12 protein-coding genes are annotated in these 15549 nt (G+C 52.3%); all 12 read right to left on the bottom strand.

Annotation, left to right across the window (positions count from 1 at the left end; genetic code table 11):
• Positions 1-359: 359 nt before the first annotated feature.
• Complete coding sequence (gene gtfA / locus KI362_RS21425; protein ID WP_301630328.1) at positions 360-1829, bottom strand: sucrose phosphorylase; 1470 nt, start codon at positions 1827-1829, stop codon at positions 360-362.
• A gap of 13 nt (positions 1830-1842) precedes the next feature.
• Positions 1843-2799: a carbohydrate kinase family protein gene (locus KI362_RS21420; protein WP_212942240.1), complete on the bottom strand. Its 957-nt coding sequence runs from the start codon at positions 2797-2799 to the stop codon at positions 1843-1845.
• A gap of 40 nt (positions 2800-2839) precedes the next feature.
• Positions 2840-3688, bottom strand: a complete 849-nt coding sequence (locus tag KI362_RS21415; RefSeq protein ID WP_301630325.1) for an AraC family transcriptional regulator — start codon at positions 3686-3688, stop codon at positions 2840-2842.
• A 117-nt stretch (positions 3689-3805) separates the two neighbouring features.
• Positions 3806-4918: a sialidase family protein gene (locus KI362_RS21410; RefSeq protein WP_301630323.1), complete on the bottom strand. Its 1113-nt coding sequence runs from the start codon at positions 4916-4918 to the stop codon at positions 3806-3808.
• A gap of 79 nt (positions 4919-4997) precedes the next feature.
• Entirely contained in the window at positions 4998-5870 is an 873-nt protein-coding gene (locus KI362_RS21405) for a carbohydrate ABC transporter permease (RefSeq protein ID WP_044481527.1), read from the bottom strand.
• Positions 5871-5885: 15 nt separating this feature from the next.
• Positions 5886-6779, bottom strand: a complete 894-nt coding sequence (locus KI362_RS21400) for an ABC transporter permease (protein ID WP_199558844.1) — start codon at positions 6777-6779, stop codon at positions 5886-5888.
• Between the two features lie 155 nt (positions 6780-6934).
• Positions 6935-8512: an extracellular solute-binding protein gene (locus KI362_RS21395; protein ID WP_301630320.1), complete on the bottom strand. Its 1578-nt coding sequence runs from the start codon at positions 8510-8512 to the stop codon at positions 6935-6937.
• 183 nt (positions 8513-8695) lie between these two features.
• On the bottom strand, positions 8696-9586 hold the full coding sequence (dapA, locus tag KI362_RS21390; protein ID WP_374705697.1) for a 4-hydroxy-tetrahydrodipicolinate synthase: 891 nt from the start codon (positions 9584-9586) through the stop codon (positions 8696-8698).
• 68 nt (positions 9587-9654) lie between these two features.
• Complete coding sequence (gene pdxA / locus KI362_RS21385; protein WP_301630316.1) at positions 9655-10650, bottom strand: 4-hydroxythreonine-4-phosphate dehydrogenase PdxA; 996 nt, start codon at positions 10648-10650, stop codon at positions 9655-9657.
• Positions 10650-12011: a four-carbon acid sugar kinase family protein gene (locus KI362_RS21380; RefSeq protein ID WP_301630314.1), complete on the bottom strand. Its 1362-nt coding sequence runs from the start codon at positions 12009-12011 to the stop codon at positions 10650-10652. Before KI362_RS21380 ends, pdxA begins: the two co-directional genes overlap by 1 nt.
• Positions 12012-12105: 94 nt before the next feature.
• On the bottom strand, positions 12106-13857 hold the full coding sequence (locus KI362_RS21375) for a sigma-54-dependent transcriptional regulator (RefSeq protein WP_301630313.1): 1752 nt from the start codon (positions 13855-13857) through the stop codon (positions 12106-12108).
• An 84-nt stretch (positions 13858-13941) separates the two neighbouring features.
• Positions 13942-15099 carry an iron-containing alcohol dehydrogenase gene (locus KI362_RS21370; protein ID WP_301630311.1) on the bottom strand — a complete coding sequence of 386 codons (1158 nt, stop codon included), beginning with the start codon at positions 15097-15099 and terminating at the stop codon, positions 13942-13944.
• Positions 15100-15549 lie beyond the last annotated feature (450 nt).

Here is a 15549-nt window from a genome sequence, read left to right as displayed (position 1 = left end):
GACCGACTCCTTTTTGTTTTATAGCTCTGATTGTGGAAAGTCCAATGGGTTGAGCTTACTTCTCATTATTTCCACAATTAACCTACGTAGTAGCAATTAGGATGTCGGTTTCGTTCATTATAACTAGACCAAGTACTTCCTTCCCTTGGATCAAAGGTACCGCTTTGCTTATATTGGGAAACAGAGTTGATCCTTGCTATATCGAATGTTTGAATGTACAAAGAAACCGTCCCCTTTGGTTATGGTTGGGTGATACCTCCATTTTCCAAAGAGCGGTTTCTTTATGTTTGACGAAATGAAAGAGGGTGCCCCTCAGCTTATGATAACTTCTGGGACACCCTCTTTTATATTCCCCTTCCCTACACTACGAATTGAACCGTTGTCCCGTCTGCGTCCACATAATCGATAACCGTCCGGTTCGTGCCCAGATCAAGCTGCAGCGTGCAGCGCAGATCTCCCTTGGTCCACTCCAGCCGGACTTCATGGCTTGCCGATTCCAGTACACGGAAGTCACCGTTAAAGGCGTCGTACTCGTTGCGGAACCGGATCAGCGCAAGCAGGCGCTGGACCGCGCTTTTGCCAAGCGCCTGTTCGATCTCGCCTACACTAAAGTTCTGACGGTTGATCTCCCGCCCTTCTCCTGTGCGGCGAACCCCTTCTTCATCGTTCTCTCCCGCTAATAGCCCGACGTAATAGACCTGCGGGATACCCGGAGCGAAGAACTGGATGGCGCGGGCCGCCAGATAAGCATCATCATCGCTGTTCAGTACGGAATAGTAGCTGCAGCGGATCTGGTGCACGTCGAATCCATCCGCATCCTTATGCTCGTCAGAGACGATCAGACTTAGATTGGAGCCGCGTTCCAGACAGGTATCGACCAGCTCGCGTGCTGCTTTCGTGTCGATTAATCCGTCGAGATCAGGCTTGACGGGGATGCCGTCATGGCAGTCCAGCATCGTGAACTGCTTCGCAGGACGCGTGATCAGATATTCCTTCAGCGCCTTCGCATTTTTATTAACGAGCGTATCCAGAATGCGATAAGGCAGAATGAAATCATAAATCCAGAAACCGTGCTCCGCCAGCTTATATTGAATGTTGTAGTGGGCATGAACCTCCGGCAGCAGCTCGATATCCAATGAATCGGCCAGCTCCTTGATCCAGTCCAGAAAGCCGTAAATTTCCGGCTCGACGAAGAAGCAGCTCGTGCCCAGCTTCTTGATGATGTAGCCCACGGCATCCAGCCGCACAATCTTGACGTTGTTGTTGCGGAAGTTCTCGAAGATCTCGGTCAGCAGACGTTTGACCTGATCCGAGTGAATATCGAGATCAATCTGCTCCGAAGGATCGGTTTTGCCGAAGGTCGTCCATACCTTCTCCTCTTCCCCGGTCTCTTCAATCGTGAACGTGGAATACGGCAAGGGACGGCGGAGAAACATTTTATCGATGTCGGCCTGAACGGGTTGCCCGTCCTCCCAGATTTTATCGAGCGTCAGGAACAGATCTGCGTACGGGGAGCGTCTTCCCTGCTTGAGGAAGTCCTGAAAATACGCCGATTGCCGGGAAATATGATTGACCATCACGTCCAGCAGCACATCATGCTTTGCCCCGATCGCCTTAATGTCTTCCCACGAGCCAAAGGCAGGCTCGATTTCAAAATAAGTAAGCGGAGCAAAGCCCCGGTCTCCCGAGGAGGGAAATGGAGGAAGGATATGAATCCCGCCCTTGAAAATATCATGAAAATGCTCATCGAGCACCTTTTTTAAGGTCTGCAGGCTCCCGCCTAGCGAGTCGGGATACGTAATCAGTTGTACTTGATTGTGAACAGCCATGACTCTCGCCCTCCTAGATTGGGTACTTCTCTTGGAATGTCTCAAGTGCCGGCAGCTCTACGACCGCCCCTGTATATTGCAGCTTGTACGCGCTGACCGCCAGCCCGAACTTCAGTGCCCGGCGAACCGGATACCCCTTAACAAGCGCCGCATAGAACCCGGACCAGAAGGCATCCCCTGCTCCCGTGGTATCCGTCACCTGCGTAGCCAGCGTCTCCAGCTTCACCGTCTCCCGCCCGTTCGAGACGAGCGCGCCGTCCTTCCCTAAAGTCAGAATGACCAGCTTCACGCCGAGATCCAGAAACCGCTGAAGCTGATTCTCCGGCGTGTCCTTCCCGAACAGCCGCTCGGCATCGTCCTCGGACGGCTTGGCGATATCGACAAGAGGAAGGATCGACTTGATATACTCAATCCCATCCTCTCCCTTCTCCCATAATGCCGGATGGTAATTGGGATCAAAGCAGACGAGCGTCCCGTTCTGGCGGGCGTCCCGGATCACTTGCTCCACGGCCGATCTTACCGGCTGTCTGGACAGAGGCCAGCAGGAGAAATGAACGATCTTCGTCCGTAGCAGCGCTGTACGCAATTCCTCCGTGTAGGCCAAGCGGTAATCGGCTCCCCGATAGAAGATCGGGACCGGCGTGGACTTGCTCTTGGTCACGACCACCAGGCTGGTTGCTTCATCCACCTGCTGTACGCAGCTCGTATCCATCCCGGACCGGCTTAAATGCTCCAGCAAAAATTGTCCAAGTCCATCGCTTCCCACCGCGGAGGCGACAAGCGGACGGATGCCCAGCCGCTTCGTGTTCATGGCGATATTCGCCGGCGAACCGCCGAAATATCGGTGATAGGTGCCGTTCTCAAAGGAAACGCCGTAATCCTCTGAAATCATGTCCACCAGCAATTCGCCGACCGTTAAAAGATCCAGGTCTTTTTCTGCAAATTGCACACTATTCTCAAAATCAAACATGGGTATTCCCCCATTCATCTTCGATAGATACAGCCTCAACTCAGCGCCCCTGATTGTTTTTCTTGTAGGACATGGGAGAGGTTCCCGTTACATTTTTAAACAGCTTGGAGAAATAGAGGGAGTCCGTAATGCCGACAGAAGCCGAAATCTCCTGAATATTAAGGTCCGTCTCCTGCAGCAGCACCTTGGCATTCTGGATGCGGATTTTGCTGATATATTCCGGGATCGACATCCCCGTGATCCGCTTGAAGTAACGGGAAAGGTACGAACGGCTGTAGTTGACGTGCTTGCACAGCATGTCCACATCAATATGCATGTAATAATTCTGCTCGATAAAAAGAACGGCCTGCTGCACCACGCTTTCGGAGCCTGTACGTGTGCCGGTCTCTCCGTAATGCTTGGCTCCCTGCTCCACCAGGTGAAAAATATGCAGCAGATAGCTGATGCATAACAGCTGCCCGTCCCTCGCCTCCGGAAGCTCCTGGATCAGCAGCAGCATCTTGTTAATGATGGTAGGCGTCGTGATGCCCGCCAGGCAGCAATGATTAATATCCAGCCCCATCAGGCTCAGATAGTAGGAAGCATGCTTGCCGTTGAAGGAGACCCACATGATTTCCCACGGATCCTCGGGGTCGGCATAGTAAAAATGCTTCTCTCTGGGAATCAGGATAAACATATCCCCCTGCTTCAGCATTTTATTGACATGATCGCCCTGGGTTAAATAGCCCTTGCCGCTGAGGACAAAGACCATTTTATAGTTCTCAAGGATGCGCGGGCCTACGACATGGTCTTTGCCGCATTTCCGGTGGCCCGCCCAGGTAATGAAGGGAGCCTGCTCCATTTGTGTTTTTGTCGGTGAGTGAAAATGCTGTACGATATGATCTTCCAACTCTGCTTCACCCCAAAAGGTACCGTAAATTTGATGCTCTCACTCTATCGCACCGTTTTTTCTTTGTCAATTGATAAGAAAAGCCCCAAGCTGGGGCTGTGGCGGGGCTTAGCCCGGTTATTCGGCGCCGGTCACCCACTGCTCCGTGAAGGAGATGAACTTCATCGTGCGGCGGTTACCGAAGGAATAGGCTGCATGCAGACTTCCGTCCGCAGCCTGCATGATGCAAGGATACTCGTAGCGGCGGTTGCGGATCAAGTTCTTATGACCGCTGAAGCCTTCGCCGGTCTCTACATGGCGGCGGTACGGCCACGTTCTGCCCTCATCCTCTGAAATAGCTACCGTAACCGGGCAGCGTTCGAACGGCCAGACGGTAATATCCGGCTTGTCATTGAAGCGCAGATCATTATAGATAATAGCAAGCTTGCCGCTTGCCAGCTTGATGGCGGAAATGCTGGAGTTGTTGTTCGGCAGCTCGGTACGCACCGGCTCCGTCCAGGTCTCCCCGTTGTCATCCGATTTCGCAAAATAAATATTATCCGCTGCGCGGCTGCGGAAGAGTCCGATCAGCTTGCCCGGAGACATCTCGATCACGTTGCAGTGCACGCGGCCGCGGCTTCCGGGAACCTCGACGCTGCGCCATGTAGCGCCTTGATCATCGGAGATGTTCATGACCGTAATATCGCTGCCGTTGCGGGTGTCGTCATTGAAGCAAATCCAGTTCTCGAAGATCCATCTTCCGCTCGTGAGAACCTGAATCTTCTGGCGGCAGAACGAACCCTCCCGTGAGAACATCACCTCGGCATCTCCCCAAGTATACCCGTTATCCTTGGAAACCTTGCGGTAAATCTTGGAGGTGTACTGCAGGTTGAACTCCGGCGGCTCGTTAGCCGTACGGGCCCGCTGGGCCGTATACATCACCCACAGCTCGCCGTTTGGATGCAGGAACAGAGAAGGATTTTGCTCACTGAAGCCGTTATCGTCTGAGATTCTTGTGGCAGGCGTCCAGGCGTCCGAGCCGGCGTTCAGGCGGGACATCACGATGCTGACATCGGAGTTCCCTTCATCCGAGCCGGCAAACCAGACGCAGAGCAAATCGCCATTCGGCAGCTCCTGCAGATCGCAGGCATGGCTAGTCTCAAAATCACAGGGCAAAAGGGATTCTACCAGGCCGAGGCGGCGGTTGAAATAGAGCTTTCCGTCCTCGGTAAGGTCATTGATTTCGATCATCGGATTGTTTAACATAACGCGCTCCTTCTGTTCGTAAATTGTGGGGCTCTCCGTCGGATTCCTTGCCTTCTAGTCGAGCTTACTTCACGGAACCGATCAGAATCCCCTTCTTGAAATACTTCTGTACAAATGGGTAGACCAGTACAATCGGCATCATGGCAACGAAGATCGCAGCAGCCTTCAGGTTGCCCGGATTCAGCATCACGCCGTTCTGGATAATCGTGCGGAAGGCGGTGTTTGAATCGCCCGAGCTGATGACCAGTCTTTTCAGCATCACCTGGATCGTCTGCAGGTCAGGACTTTGCAAATAAATGAGCGGCATCAAGTATTGGTTCCAGATAAACACGGCATAGAAGACGCCGATAGTGGCCAGGATCGGTTTGGAAATGGCGAGAAAGACCCGGCTCATAATCTGGAAATCGTTGGCGCCGTCAATTTTGGCGGCTTCTTCAAGCTCAGGCGGCAGGCCGTCCAGGAATGTTTTCGTAATAATCAGGAACTGCACGTTGATCGCATTGGGAATGATCATGACCAGCCAGTTATCGACAAAGCCAAGCTTGTTCAGGACAATATAAGCCGGAATAATTCCCGCTTCAAATACCCAGGTGAATACGAACAGGCTCATGATCACAAAGCGGCCTTTAATCTGTTTCCGGGACAACACATAAGCTGTCATATACGTAATTATAAGCGCAACGAGCGTGCCGACCACCGTATAGATACCCGAGTTCAGCAGCCCCCGGAAAATGCCCAGGTTCGAATTCGTCAAAATATATTGGTAGGCTTCAAGGTTGGGATTCTTCGGAAAGAACACGACGTCCCCTGAGGCGATGCTTCTTCCGTCACTGATGGAAAGAAAGAATATATAGAGGAAAGGATACGTGCAGACAAGAGCGACCAATAACAGAAATAGATTGTTGCAGATGTCGAACAGGCTGATCTTCGTTCTCATCGTCCTTCTCCTTTCTCAGAATAGTCGCGTATCGGAATATTTAGTGGACAGCTTGTTAGTGCCGACAACCAGAACATAGGCGACAACGGATTTCAGCAAGTTGACGGCCGTGCCGTAGCTGTATTCCGGGAATCCCGAGCTGGCAAAGGCCAGGCGGTACACATAAGTCTGAATGACGTCGGCGGTTTCATAAACGCTTTGATTGTACATCAGCAAAATCCGGTCCAGATCGACCGTAAAGATGTTGCCCACGCTGATAATCAGCATGATGGCAATCGTCGGCTTAAGCGAAGGCAATGTGATATGAAGCATTTGTTGAAAGCGGCTGGCGCCGTCCAGCGAAGCCGATTCATAGACGGATGGATCAATAGCAGCCATGGCGGCAATATACACGATCGCAGAATAGCCGAAGGTCTGCCAGACCTGTAGCAATACATAGTTGGTGCGGAACCATCCCGGTTCAGCCATGAAATAGATCGTATCCAGACCAAAGCGGGTCAAAATATCGTTAACAAGGCCGGTCGACGGCGAGAGTAACGTATACAGAATACTGACCATAACGGCCGAAGAAATAAAATAAGGCAAAAAGCTCAGCGATTGCACGCTTCCTTTAATCCAGCGAACCCGAACCTCATTCAACAGCAAGGCGAATAGGATCGGAACAGGGAACGTGAACAGAAGGGAATAAAAAGCCAGAAGGACCGTGTTCTTGACAAGGGTCCAAATATAAGGGTCCTCAAAGATGCGCTGAAAATGGGCCAGACCGACAAAGGGACTCCCCAGCACCCCGCGAAAAGCACTGAAATCCTGAAATGCGATGACCATACCGCCCAGTGGAGCCAGCTTGAACAGGACCAAGCTGATCAAGCCAGGCAGCAGCATAAGCAGCAACAGCCTGTTTGTCTTCATATAGGTGAGAAAACGTTGAACCCATGTTTTCCGGGGAAGAGGCGTCATTCTTTCACTTGTTATCATTTTCTCCACCACCAATTTTATCTGAATTGTACCTTGTAGTTAGGAGCCGCGCCGTCCTTTGGGAGGATGGCGCGGCCGAAAACTGATGCTTATTTATACATAGCGTCGTAAGCTTCTTGCTGAAGGGCTACGATGTCCTTGTAACCAGCGGCTTCCATTTCTCCCAGGAAGGCGTCCCATTCGCTCATTGCGCGTTTGCCGGTAACGAATTGCGTCACGCCCGAGGTAACCGCCTCATTGACCTTGGCTGAGAGATCGGCTAATTTCTTCGATTGATCCGCTGTATAAGTCACCTGTACGCCGGTCTTCAAGCTCTCGTCTGTGAACAGCTCAAGTGCTGCATTGCGTACAAGATCGGTGTTCCAGGAGTAGAACGCATCGTTATCAATCGGCTTGACGAAGGTGAGACGGTCATTCAGGAAGGACCAGCGCGGTTCGCCTGCAGGCGTTGATTCCTGCTCAGAGAAGTCCACGATGTACTGCTTCTGTCCGCCTTCTTCCTTGTAGCTTTCGCCTTCTACGCCCCACGATACGAGCGTTTGGCCTTCGTCAGAATAGAGATAATCCAGGAATTTGATGATCGTTTCCGCTTTGTCTTCACTGTCTTTGTTAACAACCATGGCTCTCAAGGTGTTGTACTGGGTTTCTGTCGTCTGAACGGAAGGATTGCCGTTCAAGTCCTTCAGATAAGGCAGGATAGCGATATTATAATCCGGATCGTTCTCCGGTCCGCCGTTATCCATGAACCAGGATGGACGAGTCAGGTAATCGTAGCTGAGGGAGCCTTGTCCTGTCAGCATTTTCGATTCCCAGCTCTCCTCTGTGCCGGAGCCTGCTACCCATTCCGGATCGATCAAGCCTTCATCATAAAGTGTTTTGTACCATTCAACCATTTTCTTGTAGCCTTCGGAATACAGATCCGTGCCTGTTTTGCCGTTACCATACACGCCTCTGGATACGCCGTCATCATAATTAGCGGCAGCATTGAACGCGCTTTGGAAGCGGATGTAGCCTTCACGGCCGACCATCGGATAGTAGTTCTTATCATCCTTCCCATAATGCGCTTTCAATTTGCGCATGGCATCCGTCAATTCTTCGATCGTCTGCGGCACTTCAGTAATACCGGCCTTCTCAAAATGATCGGCGCGATAGAAGATAAAGTCTGCAAAGCGTGGAGCTTCGGCAACCAATCCAAAAATTTGTCCGTCATCGTTGGTGATTAACGTCTTATAGGTTGGGTTCGCTTCAATATAGCTCTTGATATTAGGTCCGAATTCATCAATGTAAGGAGCCAGATCGACGAATGCGCCTTGGGCACCGTATACGGTAGCCTGCGACACAGAAACAATGCCGGAATCAGGGAAGGTGCGGCTAATAATCTTCTGGTCGACGGAAGCATAGTACTCATCGTCATTCGATCCGCCGGGAACAAATTCGACGGTCGTGCCAGTCGCCTCTTCTACGTAGGGATACCACTTGTCCTCGTGCAGCCAGTTAATAAATTTATCGTGCATCAAATAAGAAAAGCTGCTGCTGGTTCCTTTCGTATTCCCATTCCCGCTGTCCGTAGTGTTTGTGTCAGCCTTTTGCGGCGAGCAACCGGCCAGTACGCTCCCTGCTGTAAGCAAGGCCGCGAAGACCAAATAAAACGCTTTCTTTTTTCTCACCCTGTGTTCCCCCTTATACTGTGATTTGAAATACTAGGAGTCTTTCTAAGAATAGTATCTCACGACCGAAGTAGAATATTAATGCAAAAATAGCTATAACTCATGGAAAATTGCGCACAATGTCTTTTTTGTGCTACCTATTTTAAAAATAAGTTGCAAAATGCAATACATTTCACAAAATATTTACAGCAGGCCTCTTTCTACGTAACCGGTCACCATCCGGCGCACTTCCTCCAGTGCCTGAGGCGTTAACGGAGCCACGGGCCGCCGGGCCGGACCCGCCGATAAACCGATCTCATCCAGCACTGCTTTCAGAACGGAAGGCAAGGTGCCCAACGAGAAGGATGCGCGCAAATCCCGGAGGACGCGCTGCGCCTGCTCCGCCTGCTCATATTCTCCGGCGCGCCAATGCTCATAAATCGCCGTCACTGCAGAAGGGAAAATATTGGCTGTTGCCGCTATAGCCCCCGTGCCTCCCGCCATGAGCGTGGACAAGATGAGTGAATCCGTTCCGGCAAGCACGGAGAAGGATTCCGGCGTACGATCGATCAATTGCAAAATGTTATCGAAGCTGCCGCTGCTGTCCTTGATGCCAACCACATTCGGCAACTCCGCCAGCTTGGCCACCGTCTGCACGCTGAGCGTGTTGCCGGTGCGGGCAGGGATCGTGTACAGCACGATGGGCAGTGAGGTATCTCCTGCAACGGCTTCAAAGTGATATTGAAGCTCCGGCTGCGTGTAGGTCAGAAAATAAGGTGTGATCACGGAAAGCGCATCAACTCCCGCCTGTTCCAGTCTTTGCGCAAGACGGCGGGTTTCGCCCGTTCCGGCACAGCCTGCCCCGGCATATACGGGTACGCGGCCGCGGGTCTCATCGACCACAATTTGTGCTACCTCCAGCTTTTCTTCAAAGGATAAATTAAAGAATTCACCGTTGGTTCCCAGGCAAAAAAGTCCGTGCACTCCAGCTTCAATATAACGGTTCACCATCTCCCGAAGCGCCTTCTCGTTAATGTCCTCCCGCTGATCCAGCGGAGTGACCATCGCAGGTATAATTCCCTTCACTTCCAGCATTGTCATCAGCCCTCTCCTATTGTTTCATGCATCTTGAAGTTCGAAGAACAAAGTGTCCCTCGACACGCTTACTTCGGGGCAAGCTCGACCGCGGAGCGAATCGCCTCCAGCATACTTCTTTCATCCGCAATGCCCTTTCCTGCAATATCAAAAGCCGTGCCGTGATCCACGGAGGTGCGGATGATGCCGCCCTTCAAGCCCACCGTGATATTCACGCCTGCCTCAATGCCAAGCACCTTGACCGGCGTATGTCCCTGGTCGTGATAGCAGGCGACGACGATATCGAAGTCTCCCCGCATGGCTCTGTAAAAGAGGGTGTCAGCCGGAGCCGGACCAAAAACATCCATCCCTTCCGCCTGCGCTTTCTCTACGGCAGGAGCCAGCTTCTCTTCTTCCTCCCCGTTGCCGAACAAGCCGCCCTCTCCCGCATGGGGATTGATGCCGCACAGGGCGATACGCGGATTGGCATTCCCCGCTGTTCGCAGCACTTGATCCGCGAGCTTCAGTACCTTGTAAGTCCGCTCCGGCGTAATCAGCTCTACAGCCTTAATCAACCCGACATGCGTCGTCAAGTGGATGACCTTGAGGCGATCCGTGGACAGCATCATCGAGAAATCCTCGGTTTCCGTCAGCTTGGCCAAAATTTCGGTATGCCCTGGAAAAAGATGCCCCCCCTTATGCAGGGCTTCCTTATTCAGCGGTGCCGTACAGATTGCCCGGACCTCGCCAGCCTTGGCCAGCTCAACGGCCTTGGCAATATAATGGAACGCTGCATTTCCCGCCGCAGCAGACAATTGCCCGAAAGGCACCGCTTCCGGCAGAAGCTGCAGGTCGATGCAATCGATGCTGCCTTGCTGGAACCGCCCATCCTTGACTTCCGCTATGGAGCGAATGGTGAGATCACCCAGGCCGGAGACGGCGGCTGCCCGCTTCAAGCTTTCCATATCACCGATGACAACCGGCTGGCATAGCTCGTAAACATTCGGGTGTGATAACGCCTTAACAATAATCTCGGGTCCAATACCGGCTGCATCTCCCATTGTAATGGCAATAATCGGCTTCATTATGTCACACCTTTCTGTAGTGTATTCACGGAGCGCACCAGAACTTGGTCGCTTCCGAAGGCTCCTGCTTTCGTAATAATATATCTGCCCGATTCGCCCGGTGTCCGCCCAAGCGGAACTCCGTTCTCCACTTCATCAATGAGCTTGATCTCGACATCGCTTAAATGGCGGCAGACCTGCTTCGCGGTATCTCCTCCGGTCAACACCATATGGCGGATTCCGCATTCGGTGATAATATCGGCAGCTAACCGGCCAAGCTCCGCACTGATTCGCTCGCCAACTTCCGTTGCGTTCAGACCGTTGTCATGCCCAAGCCTGCGAACCCGTTCGACCTCGTCCGGATCGCCCGATGTATAGAGTGCCACATGCTTTCCCTCCCGCGAGATGACACGGATGGCAAGCTCCCGCACCCGGTCCAACTCCATGCTATAGGAGCTCGGGAAGAGCAGCTTATCTGATTCTACAACGATCGCATAGACACTTTCTTCCTTCACCAGCTCGGTTAACTGGCGCCGCGACCACGGGTTGACGCTGCCGACGACAATAATCACATTATTCGAATGGTAATACAAGGAATTTTGAATAGGCACTGCTTCTATTTGGAGAGACTTCTCCAGGACCACACCCGCTTGCTCCGAGGCTTCTCTCATACTGCGAAGAATTTGCGCTGTCAGCGCGCCTGCCAAGCCTGCGGATCCGGCCCATACCACCTTCGGGCCTCCGAGTTCGACGGGGAACAAAGATGCGATCAGGTTCAAATCATCCTCATGCTCCGCATCGAACACCAGATAGGGAATGCCGGATTGGCGATGACCCGCAATCAGTTCATCAAGCAGAGCACGCTCACCTCTCAGCCGTTCCAGCGATATAAAAGCTGCCGGATAACGGCTTTGCCGCTCCAGAATGGCTGAGAACGCCGACTCTGTTGCGGGATGCTTCGGATCATGAGCCATTTCCGTCTCGTGCAGCGGCCTCCCGTTCACATACATAATTCCGTTCGTCAGCGTGCGTCCGGCTCTTGGAAAAGAAGGGGCGATGACGATAAAATCAGGCTGCAGTGTTTCATAGACGGCATCCAGCTCACTGCCGATATTTCCGCGAAGCGTGGAATCAAACTTTTTATAAATGACGGGCGGTGAGGCTTTCCCGTCATGTCCCAGAAACAGGCATACATCCTTGACTTTCTGATAAGCCTCCAGGGGAGGAAGGGAGCGGCTATCGGTATCAAACACAACCGCCTCCTGTTTCCCGCCGCCCGTCTTCAGCTCAAGCAGTACAGAAGTGGCCAGGCCCTGCCGGGCCATTTGCACCCCCGTATCGTTCGCCCCGGTCAAATCATCCGCGATGACGGCGATGTTCATTTTCTAACCCCCCTCCATACAACAGCAACCATACAAGACAACAGCAACCATACAAGTAAGAAAGAACACTGCTTTGGGCAGCAGTCCTTCAATGTTATTTTTCTTTTAATTTGCGCCATAGGGTCGAGCGATTAATCCCAAGCCGCTTGGCTGCCAGCGACTGGTTCATGCCCTCCTGCTCCAGCACGGTCCGGATGATGTCCCGCTCAATATCCTCCAGCGGCTGACGCAGATTCAGTTCTTCCTTGCCAGGAGCCGGTGACAAACCGCTGCGGGCTTTCCGGCTTCCTTCCTCCAGCAATGTCAGTGCCTCCCGTTCAATGAACGGACCTTCCGCCGCCGCTACAAAGAGCTCCATCACCGTACGCAGCTCGGTAAAATTGCCTTGCCACGGATGAGCGAGAAGCACTTCCATCACTTCTCCGCGGATCCCCGCAATCTGCTTGCCCTGCCGTTCATTCGTCCAGATCAGGCATGCCCGGATACTCCGCTCCAGCCAAGGCGTCTCCCGCAGAGCCGGGAGCGAGATGCTCTGATTCTGAAAGCTGCGCAGCAGCTTTCCGGCTAGCTGTTCATCTTCAGCGAGTACTTCCGGATCCCTGTCAAACAGAAACACCGTCTTCATCTTGCGCTTGACGATGAACTCCGCCAGCTCTCTCTGTTGCTTGGCGGACAGCAATTCCACCCCTTCTATGATGGTGACGCGCCCGCCGCCGTACAGCATCAGCTCCATTATGGCCTTCAGCACCTCTTCCGACGATCTGCGGATATGAAGGCAAAGGATACCGTCTCTTGATTCAGGGAGAGTCGCATTGATGACATAGCGCTTGCGGCCGCTGCCTTTTTCGCCGTATACGACGGCAGGATAAGACTGAAAGCCCGTCTCTTGCCCCGCTTCCTCCTGATAGGAGAAAAAGGGAGCGCCCGCCAGCAGGTAGCTGGCCGCAAGGCCGCTGTGCTCCGGCTCTTCCTCTGAGGCGAGCAGCATATACAATTGGCGTTCATCCGCAGCAGGCAGCAATTGCGCCCGCAGATACAAGCCCTGATCAGGCTCATAGACGGATGTCGTCCGATCAAAATCCGCTCCCCGGCTTACATCTCTGAGCATTTCACGCAGCCCCGGGTACATGGTATACAGCGTATCCGCCGTTTCTGGAAGCTTCAGCAGATGCTTGAACGACGTGTTGGCGAATTCCAGCTTGCCGCCTTGGTCCGTTGCCGCATATCCACCCTTTAGCATGCTCAACATGGACTCATACATTTCATTTTTCAACTTAAGCTTCTCAGCTGATTTATAGAGCTGACCCGCCCTAGAGAACGCTTCCATCAAAGACTCTTTGCCAGAGGTAATTAACACGCCCTGGAGTCCGTTCTCCGCGGCCATTTTAACTGTAATGCTGTCGCCAATGACAACCTGGACGCCTCGCGCCTTGGCATCTGCCAGGGCAGCGCCGACCTCCTGCTCCCGATGGATAACCGTATATGAAATATCGACCTCCATCAGGCTGGATACGGACATGAAGCCTTCGATAATGTTTGGAAATCCGATCATTTCACATTTTGCATTATAGCCTTTTACCAGCGTCAAAATTCGCAATATATCGAATCCCGAAACGGGAATTTCCACTACCGGCAGATAGGAATGCTGTTGCAGCAGCTTCGCCGTTCCGCCCCGGCTGATAATGACATCGTAGCCTTCCGCATGAATGCGGCCAATCAATGGCAGCACCCTCGACAGATCTCCATGCTCCACAACAATTTCAAATTCTTGCAGCTCCTGCTGCAAACTCAGCGTTAACTCGGACAACCCCGGGTAAGGAGCAATGACAATTGTTTTAATTTTCATACAACGATTCATCCTTGTTTTTTTATGCCATTATAACCCAGTCGCCTTGTTTTAGGCAGTAATAAACCGTTCTCCAAGGGAGCCTTAATGAAACAACTTGCCGTATACCGCGCCAATATCGTCCAGCGTCATCTTCTTCGGATTGTTGCCCATCAGACGGGTAACCTGTGAAGCCGCGAGCGAAAGCTCCGGAATATTCTCGCGTACAGCCCCGAAGAGCGTCAAATCCTGAGGAATATTCATCTCTTTCGTCCATAGCCGGATTTGCTCAATCACCCGCTCCGCATCGCGCTGTCCGCCCGCTCCGGTCTGAAGCCCCATCGCTTCGGCAACAAGAGCCAGCCGCTCCACAATGGCATCGAAGTTAAACTCCATTACATGCGGCAAAAGCATGGAATTAGCGACGCCGTGCGGTACATGGAACTTCCCGCCGATCGGATAGGCCAGGGCATGCACCGCCGCCGTTCCGGCGCAGGTGAGTGCCATTCCGCCATACATAGAGCCGATCAGCATCGCCTCCCGCGCTTCCCTGTCTTCTCCGTGGTGATAGGCCTGCAGTATGCTTGCAGAAATATTGCGTATGGATTCAAGCGCAAACATGTCACTGAAACGGTTAGCCTTATTGGAAATAAATGATTCCAGCGCATGGGTAAAAGCGTCCATTCCCGTCGAAGCTGTAATATCACGCGGCAAACCAAGCGTCAGCAGCGGATCTAAAATGACAAGCTCAGGCAGCAAATAACGGCTGACTACGCCGATCTTCAATTCTTCCTCCGGCAAAGTCACAATGGCGTTAGGCGTCACTTCCGAGCCTGTGCCAGAGGTCGTAGGAATCAGTACCGTCGGAACACCGGGATTCGGGATCAGATCCGTCCCCAGCATTTCCCGGACAGAGAGGCTATTCGTTTTCATAACTGACAGCAGCTTCACAACATCCAGGACACTGCCTCCACCGATTCCGATCATGGCATCGCAGGGAACTTCAGCTATCGTGCTGTAGAGCTCCTCAAGCTGCGTGATGGTCGGTTCCGGCTGAACATCGGTATTCCAGTGCACGGCAATACCGCCGCTATTCAAGAGACTTGTAACCTCATCCAGCGTGCCGTTGCTTTGAAGAAAGGGCTGGGATACAAGCAGCACGGACTTAAGAGAGCCTAGCCTTTGCAGATGCTCCACAATCCGCTCCAAGGAGCCGCAGCCCGCGACAATGCTTCGAGCCGTTTGAAAGAAATACTGTTCCATCTTATCTTCTCCTCTAGATGTCTTGGTACTTCAACTATCGCTTTAATTATAACATATCGTTTTTATAATACAACACTTTATAAGTTTGTAGTAATGATTAACAAAATACTGTTGTATATTGCAACATTTATCATGTGTAATGTGAGTTTGTAAGAGCCATGGCAACTAAGCAGACGGTTCCGTTGGAGGTGTGGGTGGTCAGAGAGTGGTCAGGATTTTCATTCTCCAAATCTATGTTTTAGTAGACGGGATATGGCAACAGGGGTTTATACCCCAAGGGCAGGCTACCCGTTGTAAGCTTTTGGACTCGCTAGAAAGGAATATCTTCTTTGGATTTGCTAACGGACATTTTGAACCGTTAGCCGACTTTTTCGCACATTTTTGGAGGGTAACGGACATTTTCGGCATTTAGGACGCTCAATCGGCTCTGATTCACGCAACTCACCTATC

This window comes from Paenibacillus apis, from assembly GCF_018333295.1.
Classification (GTDB): Bacteria; Bacillota; Bacilli; order Paenibacillales; family Paenibacillaceae; genus Fontibacillus; species Fontibacillus antibioticophila.
This window is presented reverse-complemented; position numbering and strand designations above follow the sequence as displayed.

Excerpts from the sequence above, each read along its gene's own strand:
- KI362_RS21370 (WP_301630311.1), bottom strand. The coding sequence starts at position 15,099 with ATGGAACAGTATTTCTTTCAAACGGCTCGAAGCATTGTCGCGGGCTGC.
- KI362_RS21375 (WP_301630313.1), bottom strand. The coding sequence starts at position 13,857 with ATGAAAATTAAAACAATTGTCATTGCTCCTTACCCGGGGTTGTCCGAG.
- KI362_RS21400 (WP_199558844.1), bottom strand. The coding sequence starts at position 6,779 with ATGAAGACAAACAGGCTGTTGCTGCTTATGCTGCTGCCTGGCTTGATC.
- gtfA (WP_301630328.1), bottom strand. The coding sequence starts at position 1,829 with ATGGCTGTTCACAATCAAGTACAACTGATTACGTATCCCGACTCGCTA.
- KI362_RS21410 (WP_301630323.1), bottom strand. The coding sequence starts at position 4,918 with ATGATCGAAATCAATGACCTTACCGAGGACGGAAAGCTCTATTTCAAC.
- dapA (WP_374705697.1), bottom strand. The coding sequence starts at position 9,586 with ATGCTGGAAGTGAAGGGAATTATACCTGCGATGGTCACTCCGCTGGAT.
- pdxA (WP_301630316.1), bottom strand. The coding sequence starts at position 10,650 with ATGAAGCCGATTATTGCCATTACAATGGGAGATGCAGCCGGTATTGGA.
- KI362_RS21380 (WP_301630314.1), bottom strand. The coding sequence starts at position 12,011 with ATGAACATCGCCGTCATCGCGGATGATTTGACCGGGGCGAACGATACG.
- KI362_RS21405 (WP_044481527.1), bottom strand. The coding sequence starts at position 5,870 with ATGAGAACGAAGATCAGCCTGTTCGACATCTGCAACAATCTATTTCTG.
- KI362_RS21420 (WP_212942240.1), bottom strand. The coding sequence starts at position 2,799 with ATGTTTGATTTTGAGAATAGTGTGCAATTTGCAGAAAAAGACCTGGAT.